Source organism: Hallella multisaccharivorax DSM 17128, assembly GCF_000218235.1.
Taxonomy (GTDB): domain Bacteria; phylum Bacteroidota; class Bacteroidia; order Bacteroidales; family Bacteroidaceae; genus Prevotella; species Prevotella multisaccharivorax.
On record NZ_GL945017.1, the window covers coordinates 3,241,426 to 3,259,195 of the forward strand.

A 17,770-nucleotide genomic window follows, 5' to 3' on the forward strand; every position below is an offset into this window, starting at 1 on the left:
CCATGCTGCCGACAAAAGAAAGACAAGTTCTGGCCGACGATGCCATGGAGCAATGGTATGTCTTCGCCGTGAGCTACCGCAAGGAGATAGAGACGCGTAACGAGCTCACGGCCCGTGGTTTCCGTGCCTACATCCCCATGCGCTACTGTCTGCACTCCGTCGGTGGGAAAAAAACGCGGCAGCTGCAGCCTGCCATCGCAGGACTCGTCTTCGTAAGGGGAAAACGAAAAGACCTGCTCGACTTTAGAAATACGAGCAAACTGAGGAACTATCTCTTCCTCAAGAGCCATCTCATGAGTGACGGCACGCTGAAATATATCCGGATACGCGATGACGACATGAGCAATTTCCAAAGGCTCAACGATGTGGAAGGCGCTCAGCTCACCTATTACAGACCCGAGGAACTGCATATAGCCAAAGGCAGCAAGGTCAGAATCATGGACGGTCCCTTTGAGGGCATCACCGGCATCGTACAGAAATTGCCGGGGAGGCACGGGCGATATCTCATCGTGAGCCTGCCCGACGTCGCTATCGCCACAGTCAGCATCAAGCCGTTGTACGTAGAGCCGCTGAACGCAAAGGTGAAGAAGTCAGACAATGTAGAAAAGGACGTCTGGTGCCTGACACAGAGAGCGCTGGCCCTGCTGATGGAAAGCCAAGACAAAAGCGCAGCCTTGCAAGACGTGGGGGATAACGAAATGAGGCTGCTGATGGCCGCACTGAAAGGATGCAAGACCTTTTTGCCCAATGACAAGGCGCGTTATCACTTCGCCTTTTATGCCGCAAGGATGGCGTTGGGCGAGGATGCCGCGGACGACAAGGCACAACTGGCCAGTCTGTTGCCACGGTTAAAGGCAAACAACCTGCTGCTGCCGGTCACGCATCTGCTGTTCTATTACGAGGAGCACCGACCCGAAGAGCTGCAGGCCGCCGATGAAATCATCGGCAGATGGGACAACACCCACTACACGGAACCGCAACGGAGGGTCTTGAAGCTGCGCGCTTTCGTAACGAAAAACAAGTGAGACCGGCCCGTGACCACGGTCTGGTCAATCATTGACCACGGCGTGGTCACCGTATGACCAGGCTGTGGTCATGCCATGACCACGGCGTGGTCATCCTCCCATTGAGGTCTAAGAACGTGCCGGTGACAGCAGCCTGCGCCAATAGTAAGCAAAGATAGAAGCTACGAAAACACTTGTCAATACCCACGAAATGGGGTAACACAACATGAGTTGGCGGAAGCCCGGCCAAACGGGGAGCACCACGAAAATCCACACTAAACGAAGCGCACACGTACCGAAGATGGTAAGCAATGCCGGCTCCAGCGAATGGCCAAAACCACGCATCGCGGCAGACGGTATCTCATAGCCCGTGGAAATCCACTGAAACAGAAGTACGGTGAACATGCGTGCCTTGGCATAATGCACCACGGCCGCATCGGTCGTAAACAGCGACAGCACCGGATCGGCAAAGACCAAGAAGCTCATGTTGGCGAGGAAACAGGCGATGGTACCGCCCGCAAGGCAAATCCAGAACACCCGCTTGCAGCGAGAGAACTGCCCCGCACCATAGTTCTGCCCCACAAATGTGACACAGGCACTGCTGAAGGAAAAGAGCAGAAAATAGCAATAAGCGTCAAAGTTCTGTGAGATAGAAGCGCCTGCCACTGCCGATGAGCCGAATACATTGATCGACGACTGTACGAAGATGTTGCTGAAAGAGAACACCATGCCCTGTAATCCTGCCGGCACGCCAACGAAAAGAATGCGCTTCAATTCCTGCGGACAGAGCTTGATGAAGCGCAAATTGAGCCGCAGAGGCCCGCTTTCGCGGCGTAGGTACCACACCACGGACATGGCGCTGAAACAATAGGCTATGTCGGTAGCAGTGGCCACTCCAGCCACGTTCATGCCAAAACCAATGACAAAAATGAGGTTGAGTATGGTATTGATGATGCCCGATACGATAAGGATGTTGAGCGGACGGCGCGTGTCGCCCTTACTCCGAAGGATGGAGGCGCCGAAATTGTAGACCATGAAGAATGGCGACCCGAGGAAGTAGATGCGCAGAAACAGCGTGGCATCATCAATGATATTGGCCGGCGTGCCCATCGCAGAAAGCATGGGCCTGGCGGCAAGTGAACCGACAACGAGCAGGAAAAAACCGCTGAGGAGCGACAAAGCCGCCGTGGTGCTCACCGCCCGACGAATGCGGCGCGTGTCGTTCTGGCCGATGAAGTTGGCGAGCGCTACGTTGGCACCAAGCGAAATGCCCACGAAAAGATTGATGAAAAGGTTGATGAGAAAGGTGTTGGCACCAACAGCAGCCAATGCCTCACTGGAAGCAAAGCGCCCCACCACCGCCACGTCGATGGTGATGAATAACTGCTCAAGAATGCTGCTCAGCGCAAAAGGAATCGCATATTTGAGAATCTTGCCCAACAAAGGGCCGTGAAGCATATCTACTGATCTACTATCCATGAGATAAATTCACTTTCTCTTTCTCACCTTGTCGTACCAATCTTTCAAAGCCGCACGGGGCGTTCCCAACCTGACAAGTGTGTCAAGGTCGGCCTGTGCATCAGCAAAACGTCGCAATTTAATACGGAGGTCAGCCCGTGCCAATAAGTAATCCTTATTGTCAGGGGCTCGCTTCAAAGCTTCTGAATAATCGTACTCTGACAGTTCATTCATACCGCGTTCGCCCTCTATCCCTGCTCTTGCGGCCCACACTACCGCAGAATCCGGATAGGCTGAAACAAGCTGATTGATCCCGTCAAGGGCCTCGGTAAAGTGCCTGTCCTTCTCATTAAGTAACGCCAAGCCTAAGCGTGCCTCAAAATTTCCTGGGACAAGGGCAAGCAGATTCTGATAATCAAGGCGGGCAAAGTCATAGCGTCCAAGTCGGTCGTTACAGTATGCGCGATAATAGAGAGCCGCGATATTGACAGGATTGTGGCTCAAAATGATGTCATACTCACTTTTAGCGCTCTGCCATTCCTCCAATTGCACATTCCAAGCCGCCTTTCTCAAGCGGAGATCAATGGAGTCAGGATAAAAGGAAAGCCTCTCCGAGGCAACCTTAAGGCTATCGCGGAGAGGATTGGATGTCTGTGCTTCTGCTGCCACTGGAAGCCAAAAAGCGAACAGAATCGCAGTTAAGCCTTGTTTCATTGATTCTTCTGTTGAATGTATTCGGCAAAGGCTTTGTCGAAAGCATCAAGTTGACCGGCCGACTTATGCTGCTTCTTCAGTGCACGGCGCAAACCTTTATAATAAGCTCCTACCTTAGCGTGGATAACCGCAGGATCTTCTTCAGAGTTATAAATTTTGTCGAGGTCGGCGTGCATTTGCGGCACGAGGTCATTGAGGAAAGCGTTATCACCCTGAACCTGATCAGTATCAGCGGGCTGATTCTGAGTTGTATCAGCAGACTGTGAAGCCTGGGGCTGCTGGCTGTTCGTGCTATACATATCAGCGTTACCCTGCGCCGATGAATCGACTTGCTCGGTTTGTGATGGCTCTGTCTGGTTCTGTCCGCCACCTCTTTGCACCACTAACAGTGCGACAGCCACACAGGCCAGCACCGCAATAGCAGCTATGATAACAGCCATTTTCTTGTTGCTCGACATACTCGGCTGTGCGTCGGTCAGCTCATCAGAAGGACGGTTAAAGCGTCGCCTATCCACTGCATCCATCAATTGTGCAACACTTTCGAAACGCTCATTGCGACCGAAGCGGCAGCATTTTTCTATCACATTATGGTATTCTGTGCTAAAGCCCATGTCCTTGAGCAACACTCCAAGAGAGTAGATATCTGCACGATCATCCAGTCCCACAGTGCCATCCTTGGCTTCCGGTGCCACATACTTCAGCAAATCCTGCGGCTGCTTGAGGATGTCAGTGTAGCGCAACCTGAAGGTGAGCAACTTGACATCATCGCTCTTGCGGGTAATAAAAACGTTGCCTGCATTGAGATTTCCATGCACCATTCCCCTGGAATGCATATAGCTAATGGCGTTTGTCACCTGTCTGAACACCCGCCTCTTCTCATCATCAGTATGACCTTCCTGCAGCCATTCAGTAAGTGTGCGACAATCTTCCCACTCTGTTTCAACAGCGAGTCCGATGTCAGAATCCTCCTTCAAGGCAATATATTTGAATATATCGTTGCTGTCAAGGTCTTTGCCACGATTGTATTCTTGACGCATATAGCGCTGATAGTTAGGCTTGGAACGGAAGGCTTCTTTCAATCCTATGATCAGTACATCCTTGCCTCCATCCTTTCCGGTGGCAATGAGGTGAATGCTTGAGGTGTTCATTTCCATATCCTTGTGGTTTTTAAAAATTCATTATAACTTATCGTTGACTATTCTCATGCCCGATGGGGAAAAGCCCAAACAGGCTGGCGTCAATCATATCGGTGATCTTTCTAAAGTCTTCAGGGCTTTCTTCAAATTGAATTTTGTCGCCGTCGATAGTGATCAGCTCGCCGTCGTAGGAAGAAACCCAATCGTCATAGCGCTTCTGCAATCCTGCAAGATAGTCTATTCTGATAGACTTTTCAAAGTCGCGTCCGCGCTTCTCAATATGCTTGACGAGCGTAGGAATAGACGAACGGATGTAAATCATCAGCTGCGGTTTTTTCACGAGCGACATCATTAACGAGAAGAGGTCGCTGTAGTTTTCGAAATCCCTGTCCGACATATAGCCTTGGTCATGAAGGTTGGGAGCGAAGATGCAGGCATCCTCATAGATTGTTCGGTCCTGTATGATGGTATCGGAACTCTTTGAGATTTCCACCACCTCCTTGAAACGCTTGTTGAGGAAGTAAACCTGCAGGTTGAATGCCCAGCGCTTCATGTCATGATAGAAATCCTCAAGATATGGGTTGTTATCCACCGGCTCAAAGCGAGGCGACCATCCATAGCGCGCGGCGAGAAGCCGTGTGAGGGTTGTCTTTCCGCTTCCAATATTTCCTGCAATTGCAATATGCATGTTATAATTCAGTTTAAACGAACAGACTTCTGCTGTTCACGTCTATTTTTTTATTAATAATTGAGGTGATGGTCGCAAAGTCTTCTTTATTGCGCACGAAGTCAAGATTCTCGACATCCACTGTGATTTTCGGCCCCTTGTATTGCCGTTGAAAGAACCGGTCATACCGGTCATTGAGATTCTTGAGATAGTCGAGCCGCATGTTTTGCTCATATTCGCGCCCCCGCTTGTGTATATTATCCACAAGATGGGGCACAGATGCCTTGAGGTAAACCATGAGATCAGGTTGCTTTACCGCCATCATTATCGAGTTGAAGAGGCCCATGTAAGTCTCAAAGTCATGGTCTGACATATTCCCCATGTCATGATTGTTGGCAGAGAAGATGTAGACTCCCTCGTAGATGGAGCGGTCCTGTATGACCGGTTTGGCTGACTTTCTGATCTCCAACAAATCGCGAAAGCGCTCTTTAAGGAAGTAAACCTCCAAGTTTAACGCCCATCTTGGCATATCCTTATAATAGTCCTCGAGATAAGGATTGTATGTCACGCTCTCCAGTCTCAAGTCCCAGCCGTAATGCCTGGCAAGCATTTTCGTCAGTGTTGTCTTGCCGCTACCTATGTTTCCTGCAATAACAATGTGCATTATCTTAAGCTGAGATTATAGTTGTAATAGTTTTTGTCACCGGTAATATCTTTGACAATCTTAATGCTTAACGGCAATTTCACCTCCTCACCTTCTGTTATACCTTTTGTCTCCAAGATGACAAGCCCTTGCAAACGATCAAGATACTCATCGAGCTCAAAGTATTGTCCTTCATAGATGAAACTGGTGCGCTTCTTGTGAATGGTATGCCTATAAGGGTCAGCCTGCGCCAAAAGTGACTCCGAGAGGGCATTGCTGACCTGCCGTTCGGTTTCTATCTCCTCACTATCGCTGATGCGCCGCTTGGTGGTGTGCACGTTGATGAACTTGCCTTTCTCCCATTCTCGCCGGCGGAGACGCACTTCAGAACCGGGATCAGAGACAAGATAGGTTTGCCATATCTCACTCTCCACCGCGTTGGGAATATGGTCTCCATTAACCTCAACAATGTATTTCCGCTCCTCTGTGATTGTTTGCGGCAGGCCAAGCACACTGCTGATTTCCTTCAGCACACGGTTGATCTTTGTGTCAAAGTTGTCATGGTTGTTGATGACACGTAGATGCGGATGTTCCGTCCATGCTTGCATCACCTTCCGATCAAGCTGTCTCGCTTTGTCAATACCCTCGGTACGCACCTCGTTGGTAGTGGTATTGTAATATTTCTCTGCTCCATCGGCAGCCGATACCAAGTGAAGCACGGCATCATAGCGATTGAGCAGCTGCTGGTTGGTGACATGGCACAAGCCCGTAATCTTCTCCCACATCTCCTCTGAGAGATAGGTAGAGATGTCGAGCGCACCGCGGTCACAGACAATAACAACCGGTTTGTCAATGGTTTGTGCCATGGCAGAGAAGTAATCCTCAAAGGCGAGCTGCGTCTGGAGCGTATCTTTCTCACCCTCGTAGAACCATTGTTGGTTCTTCGTCAGATAGTCCATGCCGGCCTGAAGAAATATGGTGGGCACCTCAGGTATGGTAAAGACCTTGAAGCCTCGACTTGAGAAATACTCCATGATCTTCACAAGGGCGGTGGTCTTTCCGGCGCAAGGACCTCCGGTCAACACTATCTTCTTTACGTCTTTCATATTTTTTGGCGGTGCTGCTACAATGTGGTGGCAGCGCGGTGGGCTTTTTAGACAAGTGCATTATTGGTTACAAAGTTAATACTTTCTTTGATTACTCCAAAACAAAAAAGCACGAAATCACAAATAAACAGTGATTTGTGATTCTGTGCCAAAAGAAGAAAGGACGGCGCCGCCGAGGGCGGCGGTGCACCGAGCCTGCAAAATAGAACGGTTGCCAGAGCTGCAGACCATCGTTACCAAAGCTGCAGACGCTCACTCTCAGGCAAATACATCTTGTCACCTTTCTTCACGCCAAAGGCATCATAAAAAGCTTGGATGTGCGGCAGTGCTCCGTTGACGCGCCACTCGCCCAGTGCATGCGGGTCACGCTTGACACGGTTACGGATCTCCTGCTCGGTAATATTCTGCCCCCACACGCCGGCATAAGCGATGAAGAAACGCTGCTCGGGCGTAAAACCGTCAACAGTCTTAAGCGGATGACTCTTGGTAGCTTCCTTGAATGCGTTAAAAGCCACCATCAGTCCTCCATGGTCAGCGAGGTTTTCGCCCAGCGTGAACTTACCGTTGCAGTGAAGGCCTGGCAGCACCTCGATAGAATCGAAGTAGTCGGCATAAAGCCTGGCACGCTTGTCAAAGCCCTTGGCGTCCTGAGCAGTCCACCAGTCGTGGAGGTTGCCGTCGGCATCGTACTGCCGTCCCTGGTCGTCGAATCCATGAGTCATCTCATGACCGATCACTACACCAATGGCACCATAGTTAAATGCAGCGTCAGCCTTGGGATCAAAGAACGGGCGCTGAAGGATACCAGCAGGGAAACAGATCTCGTTGGTTGTTGGATTATAGTAAGCGTTAACCGTCTGTGGCGTCATCTGCCACTCATCACGGTCTACCGGTTTGCCAGCTTTCTCGGCAATCATCTTGTCTACTTCAAATACGCGCGTGGCTAAAAGGTTCTCAAAGAAGCTCTTCGAGGGATCTATATTCAACTTGGAATAGTCGGTCCACTTGTTGGGATAGCCTACCTTGACATAGAACTTCGAGAGTTTCACCAGCGCGTTTTTCTTCGTTGAGTCACTCATCCATGTCTGTGCCTCAATGCGCTCTCCGAGGCTCTTCTGTAGGTTTTTAATGAGATTCTCCATCATGCGCTTCGATGACTCAGGGAAATACTTCTCGCAGTACATCTTTCCGAGCGCCTCCCCCATGGCACTGTTGACCGTGTTAGTGGCGCGCTTCCACAAGGGATAGTCCTCCTTGCGGCCCGACATCGTGCGGCCGAAGAAGTCGAAATTAGCCTCACGAATTTCGTCAGTGAGCGCACTGGCCGATCCATTGATGAGGTCCCACTCCAAGAGTGCCTTCCACTCGCCGGGCGTGAGCAGAGCTTCGAGCTTGTCCAAACCATTGAAAAAGGCGGGCTGACCGACGATCATCTCCTGGATGTAGGCCTCATTCACACCCTCTGCATCTGCAAACTTACGCAGGTGAATGTTGGGGTAATTGGCCTCAAACTCCTTGAGCGTCATCTTATTGTAGTTGGCCTGAGGATCACGGAGCTCGGTATTGCTCTTGGAGATGAGCGCGAGCTCGGTCTCAAAGCGGAAGACGGTAGCCGCCTTCTTTTTGGCCTGCTCTTCGTTGAAGCCGTAGAGCTTGAACATCCTCACCAAGTGCTTTTTATAAGCCTCACGAATTTGGCGAGTTGCCTCATCGTTGTTGATGTACCAGTCCTTCTGTCCAAGGGTCAGTCCGCCCTGATACAGCTGCAGGATGTTTCTTGTCACATTCTTATCGTCGGCAGAGAAATAAGCTCCGAAAGGCTGTCCGAGACCTATCTTCGCATATTTGAGCTGCAGGGTCTCAATGCCTGTGAGCCCTTTGGCTGCCTCAATCTCGTCAAGATAAGGCTTCACTGGAGCTAAGCCCTCACGGTCACGGCGAGCCGAATCAAGCGCGAGCTTATAAAAATCGCTGAGCTTACGGTCGGTGGTGCCGGCAGCATACTTCTTCCTTGTCAACTCTGTGAGGATGGAGCTCACTTGCTTGTTGACATTCTCCTGCAACATATCGAACGAGCCGAAACGGCTGTAAGCCGCAGGCAGAGGATGAAGCTTCTGCCATCCACCTGTAGCGAACTTGTAGAAGTCATCAGCTGGCCTGACGCTACGGTCAAGGTTAGACAGATCCAAACCCGACTTCGAAACGCCGCCCTTGGCATCGGTACCGAGTACAGGTGCCACAGCCATCATGAGCATAGGTAAATAATGTGTGATTTGCATGATATTGTATTATTAAAGTCTTACAGTTTCTCTAATTCTTCAGACAGTTCCATCCACCGCTCGTTTTCCTTGTCAAGGGCTTCCTGAGTGGTAGTATATTCGGTGACAAGCTTCATGTCGCTGGCATTCTTTGGATCCATCAGCAGACGGTCAAGCTCCTTGAGACGGGTTTCCATATCGGCAATTTTCTTCTCCGACTCTGCCACAGCCTTCTTCGCCTTGCTGATTTTCCGCTGACGGTCTTTGTGCTCGGCGTAAGTCTCTACGTGTTCAGAGGTTTTCTGGACTGGGCTTTCAACAGCCTTTACCGGTGCCCCGATTCCTGTCGTGGGTGCCGTTCTCTCAGCAGCCTCATCCGCGCTCTGGCTGCGGATCCAGTCGTAAACGCCGCCAAGATGCTCTTTCACCTTGCCACCTCCAAACTCGAAGACTTTCGACACGAGGCCGTCGAGGAAGTCACGGTCATGGCTGACGATGATGGCGGTACCGTCGAAAGCCTTGATGGCTTCCTTGAGCACGTCCTTCGAAGGCATGTCCAGATGGTTGGTCGGCTCGTCGAGAATAAGCAGGTTGACAGGCTCAAGCAGCAACCGGATCATTGCCAACCGAGAGCGCTCGCCGCCACTGAGCACCTTTACTTTCTTCTCCGACACCTCGCCGCCAAACATGAACGCGCCGAGAAGGTCGTTGATCTTCAATCGGATATCACCCGTAGCCACCTCGTCAATCGTATCATAAATGGAAAGGTTCTCGTCAAGCATCTGCGCCTGGTTCTGCGCGAAATATCCAATCTCCACATTGTGACCGATCTTCAGCTTGCCTGTGAAGGGAATCTCGCCCATGATACATTTCACGAGTGTAGACTTTCCTTCGCCGTTCTTTCCCACAAAGGCCACCTTTTCTCCGCGCTTGATGGTCATGTTGACATGCGAGAAGATGGTGTGGTCACCGTAGGCCTTCCCCACCTCGTCGCAGATGACGGGGAAGTCGCCCGACCGCAGGCACGGCGGGAATTTCAGATGCATCACCTTGTTGTCAACCTCGTCGACCTCAATGGGCACTATCTTTTCCAACTGTCTAATCTTCTGTTGCACCTGCACAGCCTTAGTGGCCTGGTAACGGAACCGCTCAATGAACGCCTTGGCATCAGCTATTTCTTTTTGCTGGTTCTGCCAGGCACGCAACTGTTGCTCACGGCGCTCCTGGCGGAGCCCAAGGTATTCGTTGTAGGTCACCTTATAGTCTTCGACATGTCCACACGTGATTTCGAGTGTACGGTTGGTGATATTGTTGATGAACGCACGGTCGTGACTGACGAGAAGCAGGGCTGCAGGCGAGTTGATGATGAACTGCTCCAACCACTGTATCGACTCGATGTCGAGATGATTGGTAGGCTCATCGAGGAGCAGCACATCAGGCTTCCGCAGCAATATCTTCGCCAGCTCAATGCGCATGCGCCATCCACCGGAGAACTCACGCGTAGGGCGGTCGAAGTCGGTGCGCTCAAAGCCCAGACCGGTAAGTGTGCGCTCAATGTCAGCTTCATAGTTATCACCTCCCATGAGCTGGTAGCGCTCATGCTCCTGTGTGAAGTGCTCCACGAGCTGCATGTATGCGTCGCTCTCATAGTCAGTGCGCTCAGCCATCTCCTGCTCCATCTTCTTCAGCTCCGCCTGCATCTTTGTGCGACCGGCAAAAGCCTTGCGCGTCTCTTCAATGACAGTGGTATCGTCGGAGAGTTTCATCACCTGGGGCAGATAACCTATCTCACAGTCGTTGGGGATGCCAATCGTGCCGGACGTGGGTTTCTGCAGGCCACAGATGATCTTCAGCATTGTCGACTTGCCCGCGCCGTTCTTACCCACGAGAGCGATGCGGTCGTGATCGTTGATGACATAGCTGACATCATGAAACAACGGACGCGTACCGAACTCGACGGTAAGGTTGTCTACTGAAATCATTCTTTCTGCCTTATTCTTGTTTTTCCGTGTGCAAAGGTAACAATAATTTTGTGATAATAGTTGGCAGAAAGGGATAAAACCACTACTTTTGCACGCACTCAACCGATAATAACGCAACAATATGAAAGCTATCAGCACCAATCTGGCTCCTGGAGCCATCGGGCCTTACAGTCAGGCCATCCGGACAGCTAACCTCATCTTTGTCAGCGGGCAGCTGCCTGTCGACCCTTCCACAGGTAATTTCGTGGAGGGAGGCATTAAAGCCCTGACGCGTCAGAGCCTGCTCAACATCCAGCATATCCTTGAAACAGCAGGCACCGACATGAGTCATGTGGTGAAAACCACCGTATTTTTAGCCGATACGGCCGACTTTGCCGAAATGAACGAGATCTATGCCGGATTCTTCACGGCACCCTTCCCCGCCCGCTCCGCAGTTGCCATCAAGACACTGCCAAAAAACGCGCGCGTTGAAATCGAATGCATCGCTGAAATATAACTCCGACCTCTACGCCGTAATCGCATCGCCTCTACGCCGTAATCGCATCGCCTTTACACCGTAATCGCATCGCCTTTACGGCGTAGAGGCAATGCGATTACACTGTAAAGGCGAAACCAATAAACAGAAGGCTATTGGTCTTTGTTTTCCACGTAACCCTGATACTCAGCTACGAGCCCCGACATGACGGCCTCGTAGCTTTTGTCTTTCATGTTGTCAATGTTTTCTCGGCCTTTGCCGATGGGATGGATAGGCTTATGAATGGTGAGCCTAAGCGGGTGCCATATTACCCAATGCCAGTCACGCGTGCGTGGCATGATGTTGAACGATCCGTTGATAGTAAGCGGACAGACAGGCAATTGCAACTCATCGGCAAGCATGAAGGCACCGCGCCGGAAGAAGCCCATGTGCCCCGTAAAGCTGCGTGAACCCTCAGGAAAGACCACCACTGACATGCCTTCGCGAAGAATATCGCGCGCCGCGTCGTAAGTGCCCTTAATCTTAGACGCGCCCCGTTTGTCCACGATGATCTGGTGAGAAGAGCGGCAGGCGGTGCCTATCACGGGGATGGAGAGCAATCCTCGTTTCATCATCCACTTGAAATTGCGGTTGAGGAAACCGTAGATGAGGAAGATGTCGAACACGCCTTGATGGTTGGCCACGAAGACATAGCTCTGCCCTGGCTCCAGGTTTTCGCGGCCCTCGACCTTCACGGGCAGCAGCAAGAGACTGATGGTAAGCCGCGCCCAGAGATGTCCGGGCCAGTAACCCCAGAAATGTCCGTTGCCAAGCGCACAGCCCACAATGGTGAAAAGTCCTACCAAGACGGTGCTGACGAGAAAGATGGGGAACACGATGAGAAGTTCGTAAAGGCGATAAAGATATTTCATATGCTTTATGAATTGCGGTGTCTCAATGGTTTACTTTGTCCGATGCAGGGTAATCACGGTAATCTCACAGGGCATATTGAACCGGAAAGGCACAAATCCACCCAGGCCGGCATTGACGTAAAGATACCGTCCATGGTCTTGATAGAGACCTAAATCCTCTTGTTGGATGAGCTCGGTGACACGGAAGCCCAGCACCTGCATCTGCCCGCCGTGAGTGTGTCCTGAGAGCGTCAGCTGGACCTTTGAATGGGGAAGAATGTCGCGGCGCCATGCCGATGGATCGTGCTGGAGCATGACGACAAAGGCCGAATCAGGGATGCCGCGCAGGGTCCGCTTCAGATTGGCGCGGGAAGGGAAAGGCGGAAGGCCGTCGTTCTCCTCGCCGGCGAGCCAGATGACAGTCTTAGAGCGACGGCCATCCTTGAAGACACGATGGACAGGAATATGGGAATTGAGCAGCACATGACCCAACTGACTCTCCAGGGCAATCAGCTTTTGGCGCATGCCACGGGCCACAGCGGGCGTCGATTTCACGTACTGCGCATAGTCGTGATTGCCCAGAACGGAGTACATCTTGGGCAAACGCCTGAGCTCCGGCATCATCTTCTCCACTTCTTCGGGTCGCATATTCTGTATATCTCCAGTGAAACAGACGAGATCCACGTCTTTCTGTGACCGCACACTGTCAATCTCCGCCCTGAGAATCCTGCGCCGCCATCCGTCGAAGGTGCCGACGTGTAGGTCGGAGATCTGTACGATGCGGTAACCGTCGAACTCCTCGGGCAGATCGCGGAAAGAGAGGTCGGCACGCTTCACCACCACGCTGCTTACACCGAACGTCAGGCCATAGATATAGGCAGCTACGCCAATGCCCCCCATTACCAATCCCACGCGGTGACCATAGTTGTAGCGTAAATGGAAAAGCGCGCGCACAGCCGAGCCTAAGCCGGAGCAAACGGCGAAGAGCGCCTTAGGAAAGATGAAAAGACCAAAGAGACACAGATACGTGTTGATCCATGTCAAATTGGCCGGAGCAAAGTCGCGGATGGTACCGAGTGACAAGGTATAGACCACCATGACTACACACGGCAGCCACCACAACCAGCGCACCATGCGGTTGTGGAGATAACGTGTGCGATAATAATGAAGCCAGATATAGATGTCAGGCACCAGAATCAGCACCAGCAAAAGACCTTCAATTCGTCGTACCATAGGCTTACTTGAGATTTCTGAAAGGCTGTTATCGATGCAGGAGTGCCGTCTGCAGATATTTGCGCATCATCTCTACGGGCAGGCCACGGCGGCGCGCATAGTCACGCAGTTGGTCGTCACCAATCTTCCCCAACTCAAAATAGCGTGCCTGCGGATGAGCGAACATCAGCCCGGAGACAGAGGCATGGGGCCGCATCATACCGCTTTCAGTGAGCCGGACGCCAATGGCTTTCATGTCGACAAGACGGGCCAGGAGGAAGTTCATGCTGGTGTCGGGCATCGAGGGATACCCCACGGCGGGGCGAATGCCTCGGTAATGTCCAGCCAGAATATCCTTTACGGGAAGGTCTTCATCGGGCGCATAGCCCCAATAACGGCGGCGCACCTCCAGATGGACAAGCTCTGCAGTACCCTCAGCAAGACGGTCGGCAAGCACCTGCGAGAGCATCTTGCCATAGACGTCATGATCGTAGCCGCACGTCAAGTCATAATCAACGGTTGCGGCAAAAACGCCCAAATGGTCGGCTATGCCTTGCGAAGCGGGGCGAAGAAAGTCAGCGAGAGACAGATTAGGCTGTCCCGGCGCAGCAGGTCTCTGCTGGCGAAGCATTGGCAAACGTATTCCACCCGCCATGATGTCGTCACCGTCGCTGTTGGCTTCCAACAACTCGAAGACGGCACGGGTGTGGTAACGTCCCTGCCAACTGTCAAGCATGGCATCGGCATCGGCATGCAGCCGTTCGCGCTCCTCGCCAGGCTTGCCGTTCATGCTCCATGCATAGTCGAAATAAATCCAGTTGATGTATGAGCGAATATCATCGATGTCGTATGTAATTATCATATTTTAACGTTCAAATCTGACAGCCTCGCCGCGGTATGACTCATCCATTTTCCCCTCGCTGAACACCGTATGTCCATTGCAGATAGTACGCTCCACACGCCATCGGAACTGTCCACCCGTGAGCGGACTCCAGTGGCATTTGCTCTGGATCAGACTCTCCGTGAGTGTCCATGGCGTACCCCTGCGGACGATCGTGAGGTCGGCCTTGAAGCCTGGACGCACAAAGCCGCGCCGGCTCACCGAGAAGAGACGCGCCGGATTGTGACACATAAGCCAGACCAATTGCTCCAAGGTCAGCACGCCTTCGTCAACCAACCGCAGCATCGACACGAGGGAAAACTGCACCATCGGCATGCCCGAGGCAGCACGTGCGCACCCACCCTGTTTGTCAGCCAGCTGATGAGGAGCGTGGTCAGTACCGATACAGGTAATGCGTCCGCCGGCCAATGCCAAGCGCAGGGCCTTGCGATCCATTGCCGATTTCACCGCCGGATTACACTTGATAAGGGCGCGGCGAGTGGCGTAATCATTGTTAGTGAAGAGCAAATGAGCCAAAACGGCCTCGCCGGTAATACGTGGCAGGTCGCCTGTGCAGAAAGTTGACCCGCCCTGTGGCAGCAGGGCGAGCTCCCTCGCCGTGGAAATATGGGCGATATGCAAGCGCGTGCCATGGGCCTCAGCAAGCTTTACCGCCAGCGAGGAGCTGGCCAGACAAGCCTCTTCCGAACGGATAGAGGGGTGCAGACTGATGTCAGGGTCGTCGCCATAAGCCGCTTTTGCCCGCTCCATATTGCGGTTAATGATGCCGGTGTCCTCACAATGGGTCATAAGCGGCACTCCCAGGTGCGCGCACTCGCCATAGATTTGGTTGAGCGCTTCGGCACGATCCACCAGCATGTTGCCCGTGGAGGCACCCATGAAAAGCTTGATTCCCGGCAGCCGCGAAGCGTCGAGAGAACGGAAGGTCGGCGCATTGTCGTTTGTCGCACCATAAAAAAAAGCATAATTAACGTGGCTTTTCTCTGCGCCCAAAGCCATCTTCGCCTCCCATTGCTGTGGCGAGGTAGTGGCTGGCTTGGTGTTAGGCATGTCGAAAAACGTAGTAACACCGCCCCATGCTGCCGCTCTCGACTCGCTCTCAATGTCGGCTTTCCGTGTGAGTCCTGGCTCACGGAAGTGCACATGCTCGTCGATAACGCCGGGCATAACGACGCACCCCGTGGCGTCTACGTGATAGTCGTAGGAGCCACGGGGTGAGCTGTCACCGGCAATCACGCTCTCAATACGGTCGTTGTCAAGAATGATTGAGCCTAAAAAGGACTTACCCTCATTGACAATGACACCATGCTCGATGATTGTCCTCATATCATATTATTGTGCCATTTCATTGGGAGTCTGCCCGTCCTGCGGTGGCGTGGCAGGGTCCTGCTGTGTCTGCGGGGCAGGTGTCGTCGTGCCATTCATAATGTTTTGATTCTCCTGCGCGGCCTCGTAATACTCCTTGACCTGCGGATTGTTCTTGAACTTTGTGGTGGCTTTGCTCATGATATCCTCCACCCAGGCATCCAGCATCGGGACGTTGTAACGGTTCATACAGACGGTGATGAAAATGTAAGGCCCGAGGACATTGTCCATATTGTCAGTCACAAACGTCGTCACCAGCTTGTCCATGCGCCGGTTGATGTCGGCGTCCTTGGCGGCAAGACGGGCGTTGACGGCGTCCATGTTGCGGCCATTCATGATAGCCTGATCATGCTGATGGACAAGATCGCTACTCTCATTCATCAGCCGAGTGAACTGTTGACGGAACTTAGTGAGCTTGTCATTAAGCGGTGTGCCTGTGACAGACTCCTGCGAATTGTCTATTTTCACCTGTATGTCACCATCTTCCAGCACTACGGGGAGACTATTGCCGTCATCAAGGATAATATTTGCCACACGGACGGAGTCAGTAGTACCGCCAAACTGAAACTGTCCATGGACGACATCGCAGGAATCCAAACTCCTTAATGTCGTGTCTTTCAACACTTTCAAATATAGTTTCTGTCCGTCAAGCATGCTGACGCTCGTTGTGCCCGTGATATGGAAACTATTGGCACATGACGTAAATGCCAACACACTGAATATGGTGTATAAGACTTTATTCATAGATGTTTTTGCTTCTTGTAGCAAAGATACGATCTCTTATTGAGTATATAAATTATTTTTATGCTATTTAAAATAAGCAGCTAATCTTTTATATTTTTTTGGGATAGCTCATGGTCTATGCGGTGGGCGGTGTAGACTTCCAACAGGGCAGCCACCAGCAACAGGATAACCCACTTATTATATAAATAGGTGATATAAGCTTCCCGATTGCTGAACATCGGACTAAAAAAACTGTGACCCGCATTGGCGAAAGCCGTATCGGCAAGCAAAACGCCTGCTACGAGAAAGAGAAGATCGCTGAGATTCTGCAGCCTTTTAAGCCGTTTGACAGTGAGGTCTTTGCCCTCATAAATCTGCGAGACTTGCATGGTGGCGAACAATACGGCACCTACAAGGTAGACCCAACACATAACGGTGGGAACCAGAGCCAACACGCAGCAAGCAACGCCAATGACCATCAAGACCCCACCTAAAAGGAATATAATACTTTGAAATTTGTTGAGTTGTTTCATTTTATGCGTTTCTTTCGATGCTTCTCTTTTCTCCTTAGTTTATACGGAATTATCACTCTGACATCTTCGCATTCAACTGGTCATCAATCTTGTCAGTGCTGAACACGAAGATGTCCTCATCATCAGCCTTCATAAAATAGTGCTCTCTGGCAATCTTCTCAATATAGCGAGGGTTGCGCTGAAGCCTTTTAAGCTCCAGGTTGGCAGAGTCGTTGAGCGCATCATATTTCCTGATTTCATCCTTCAGGCCACTGATCTGAATGTCGTATTTCATGCGCTGCAAGAAGCTGTCCTCATCGATAAACCCAACGAAAAGCACTCCCAGCACAATCGTGATGAGATACTTGTAGTTGGCAAGAAAAGCGGTTACCGAAGACAGTTTCTTATTCATCTTTCTGAATTATACCCTTGCAAAGGTAAGCCATTTCACGGTAAACGGCAAAAGAAATGACAAGTTTTGTCGTTACTTTCTATCTTTTTAAGCATCTTTCCTCAAAAAAGCAAGAGAAGCAACGCTCATTTGTGCTCACATCGGTAAGATTGGGACCGGTCTGACCATGGCAATGATTTTCCAAGACTTAACTAACCTTGGAAACATAGTACTACGTGCTATTCTTCCTTGTGAACTTTCTAACTGTCAGGTAGGTGTCCTGCCCCACCACTGTCATGACCTGTTGGAATTCAGGACTTAAACCGGATCCTC

17 protein-coding genes are annotated in these 17,770 nt (G+C 51.4%); 2 read left to right on the top strand and 15 right to left on the bottom strand.

What is annotated here, in order from left to right; genetic code table 11:
- Positions 1-2: 2 nt before the first annotated feature.
- Positions 3-1,025 (top strand): UpxY family transcription antiterminator, encoded by a 1,023-nt coding sequence (locus PREMU_RS13670; protein WP_007576182.1) that lies wholly within the window; start codon positions 3-5, stop codon positions 1,023-1,025.
- Positions 1,026-1,133: 108 nt separating this feature from the next.
- On the opposite strand, the gene PREMU_RS13675 is transcribed toward PREMU_RS13670, so the two are convergent.
- From PREMU_RS13675 to PREMU_RS13710, 8 genes are all read right to left on the bottom strand, one after another.
- The gene (locus PREMU_RS13675) at positions 1,134-2,483 is read right to left on the bottom strand and encodes an MATE family efflux transporter (protein WP_007576183.1); all 1,350 of its coding nucleotides are present in this window, start codon (positions 2,481-2,483) and stop codon (positions 1,134-1,136) included.
- 9 nt (positions 2,484-2,492) lie between these two features.
- Positions 2,493-3,176 carry a tetratricopeptide repeat protein gene (locus tag PREMU_RS13680; protein WP_007576184.1) on the bottom strand — a complete coding sequence of 228 codons (684 nt, stop codon included), beginning with the start codon at positions 3,174-3,176 and terminating at the stop codon, positions 2,493-2,495.
- A complete protein-coding gene (locus PREMU_RS13685; RefSeq protein WP_007576185.1) occupies positions 3,173-4,330 on the bottom strand; it encodes a protein kinase domain-containing protein in 1,158 nt (385 codons plus the stop codon). The genes PREMU_RS13680 and PREMU_RS13685 overlap by 4 nt, the downstream gene beginning before the upstream one ends.
- A 31-nt stretch (positions 4,331-4,361) precedes the next feature.
- Positions 4,362-5,000, bottom strand: a complete 639-nt coding sequence (locus PREMU_RS13690) for a deoxynucleoside kinase (protein ID WP_007576186.1) — start codon at positions 4,998-5,000, stop codon at positions 4,362-4,364.
- Between the two features lie 13 nt (positions 5,001-5,013).
- The gene (locus tag PREMU_RS13695; protein ID WP_007576187.1) at positions 5,014-5,643 is read right to left on the bottom strand and encodes a deoxynucleoside kinase; all 630 of its coding nucleotides are present in this window, start codon (positions 5,641-5,643) and stop codon (positions 5,014-5,016) included.
- Positions 5,643-6,728, bottom strand: coding sequence for an AAA family ATPase (locus PREMU_RS13700; protein ID WP_007576189.1), 1,086 nt, complete (start codon positions 6,726-6,728; stop codon positions 5,643-5,645). Before PREMU_RS13700 ends, PREMU_RS13695 begins: the two co-directional genes overlap by 1 nt.
- Before the next feature lie 233 nt (positions 6,729-6,961).
- Positions 6,962-9,007 carry a M13 family metallopeptidase gene (locus PREMU_RS13705; RefSeq protein ID WP_007576190.1) on the bottom strand — a complete coding sequence of 682 codons (2,046 nt, stop codon included), beginning with the start codon at positions 9,005-9,007 and terminating at the stop codon, positions 6,962-6,964.
- A gap of 20 nt (positions 9,008-9,027) precedes the next feature.
- Positions 9,028-10,968 (bottom strand): ABC-F family ATP-binding cassette domain-containing protein, encoded by a 1,941-nt coding sequence (locus tag PREMU_RS13710; protein WP_007576193.1) that lies wholly within the window; start codon positions 10,966-10,968, stop codon positions 9,028-9,030.
- Between the two features lie 121 nt (positions 10,969-11,089).
- Here PREMU_RS13710 and PREMU_RS13715 point away from each other — a divergent pair, with 121 nt between their 5' ends.
- Positions 11,090-11,464: a RidA family protein gene (locus tag PREMU_RS13715; RefSeq protein WP_007576195.1), complete on the top strand. Its 375-nt coding sequence runs from the start codon at positions 11,090-11,092 to the stop codon at positions 11,462-11,464.
- A 131-nt stretch (positions 11,465-11,595) separates the two neighbouring features.
- On the opposite strand, the gene PREMU_RS13720 is transcribed toward PREMU_RS13715, so the two are convergent.
- From PREMU_RS13720 to PREMU_RS13750, 7 genes are all read right to left on the bottom strand, one after another.
- The gene (locus tag PREMU_RS13720; protein WP_007576196.1) at positions 11,596-12,354 is read right to left on the bottom strand and encodes a lysophospholipid acyltransferase family protein; all 759 of its coding nucleotides are present in this window, start codon (positions 12,352-12,354) and stop codon (positions 11,596-11,598) included.
- A 30-nt stretch (positions 12,355-12,384) separates the two neighbouring features.
- Positions 12,385-13,566: a metallophosphoesterase gene (locus PREMU_RS13725; RefSeq protein WP_007576199.1), complete on the bottom strand. Its 1,182-nt coding sequence runs from the start codon at positions 13,564-13,566 to the stop codon at positions 12,385-12,387.
- Positions 13,567-13,594: 28 nt separating this feature from the next.
- Entirely contained in the window at positions 13,595-14,407 is an 813-nt protein-coding gene (locus PREMU_RS13730) for a vitamin B12 dependent-methionine synthase activation domain-containing protein (protein WP_007576200.1), read from the bottom strand.
- Between the two features lie 3 nt (positions 14,408-14,410).
- Positions 14,411-15,772 carry a dihydroorotase gene (locus PREMU_RS13735; protein WP_007576202.1) on the bottom strand — a complete coding sequence of 454 codons (1,362 nt, stop codon included), beginning with the start codon at positions 15,770-15,772 and terminating at the stop codon, positions 14,411-14,413.
- A gap of 6 nt (positions 15,773-15,778) precedes the next feature.
- Positions 15,779-16,555, bottom strand: a complete 777-nt coding sequence (locus tag PREMU_RS13740) for a DUF4369 domain-containing protein (protein ID WP_007576204.1) — start codon at positions 16,553-16,555, stop codon at positions 15,779-15,781.
- Positions 16,556-16,635: 80 nt separating this feature from the next.
- Entirely contained in the window at positions 16,636-17,067 is a 432-nt protein-coding gene (locus tag PREMU_RS13745) for a hypothetical protein (protein ID WP_007576205.1), read from the bottom strand.
- Between the two features lie 52 nt (positions 17,068-17,119).
- Positions 17,120-17,458: an FtsB family cell division protein gene (locus PREMU_RS13750; protein WP_007576207.1), complete on the bottom strand. Its 339-nt coding sequence runs from the start codon at positions 17,456-17,458 to the stop codon at positions 17,120-17,122.
- Positions 17,459-17,770 lie beyond the last annotated feature (312 nt).

What these genes read in the sequence shown, in the direction of transcription:
- PREMU_RS13745 (WP_007576205.1), bottom strand. Translation starts at nt 17,067, where the DNA reads ATGAAACAACTCAACAAATTTCAAAGTATTATATTCCTTTTAGGTGGG.
- PREMU_RS13740 (WP_007576204.1), bottom strand. Translation starts at nt 16,555, where the DNA reads ATGAATAAAGTCTTATACACCATATTCAGTGTGTTGGCATTTACGTCA.
- PREMU_RS13735 (WP_007576202.1), bottom strand. Translation starts at nt 15,772, where the DNA reads ATGAGGACAATCATCGAGCATGGTGTCATTGTCAATGAGGGTAAGTCC.
- PREMU_RS13680 (WP_007576184.1), bottom strand. Translation starts at nt 3,176, where the DNA reads ATGAAACAAGGCTTAACTGCGATTCTGTTCGCTTTTTGGCTTCCAGTG.
- PREMU_RS13675 (WP_007576183.1), bottom strand. Translation starts at nt 2,483, where the DNA reads ATGGATAGTAGATCAGTAGATATGCTTCACGGCCCTTTGTTGGGCAAG.
- PREMU_RS13705 (WP_007576190.1), bottom strand. Translation starts at nt 9,007, where the DNA reads ATGCAAATCACACATTATTTACCTATGCTCATGATGGCTGTGGCACCT.
- PREMU_RS13720 (WP_007576196.1), bottom strand. Translation starts at nt 12,354, where the DNA reads ATGAAATATCTTTATCGCCTTTACGAACTTCTCATCGTGTTCCCCATC.
- PREMU_RS13695 (WP_007576187.1), bottom strand. Translation starts at nt 5,643, where the DNA reads ATGCACATTGTTATTGCAGGAAACATAGGTAGCGGCAAGACAACACTG.
- PREMU_RS13750 (WP_007576207.1), bottom strand. Translation starts at nt 17,458, where the DNA reads ATGAATAAGAAACTGTCTTCGGTAACCGCTTTTCTTGCCAACTACAAG.
- PREMU_RS13710 (WP_007576193.1), bottom strand. Translation starts at nt 10,968, where the DNA reads ATGATTTCAGTAGACAACCTTACCGTCGAGTTCGGTACGCGTCCGTTG.
- PREMU_RS13725 (WP_007576199.1), bottom strand. Translation starts at nt 13,566, where the DNA reads ATGGTACGACGAATTGAAGGTCTTTTGCTGGTGCTGATTCTGGTGCCT.
- PREMU_RS13700 (WP_007576189.1), bottom strand. Translation starts at nt 6,728, where the DNA reads ATGAAAGACGTAAAGAAGATAGTGTTGACCGGAGGTCCTTGCGCCGGA.
- PREMU_RS13730 (WP_007576200.1), bottom strand. Translation starts at nt 14,407, where the DNA reads ATGATAATTACATACGACATCGATGATATTCGCTCATACATCAACTGG.
- PREMU_RS13715 (WP_007576195.1), top strand. Translation starts at nt 11,090, where the DNA reads ATGAAAGCTATCAGCACCAATCTGGCTCCTGGAGCCATCGGGCCTTAC.
- PREMU_RS13690 (WP_007576186.1), bottom strand. Translation starts at nt 5,000, where the DNA reads ATGCATATTGCAATTGCAGGAAATATTGGAAGCGGAAAGACAACCCTC.
- PREMU_RS13685 (WP_007576185.1), bottom strand. Translation starts at nt 4,330, where the DNA reads ATGGAAATGAACACCTCAAGCATTCACCTCATTGCCACCGGAAAGGAT.
- PREMU_RS13670 (WP_007576182.1), top strand. Translation starts at nt 3, where the DNA reads ATGCTGCCGACAAAAGAAAGACAAGTTCTGGCCGACGATGCCATGGAG.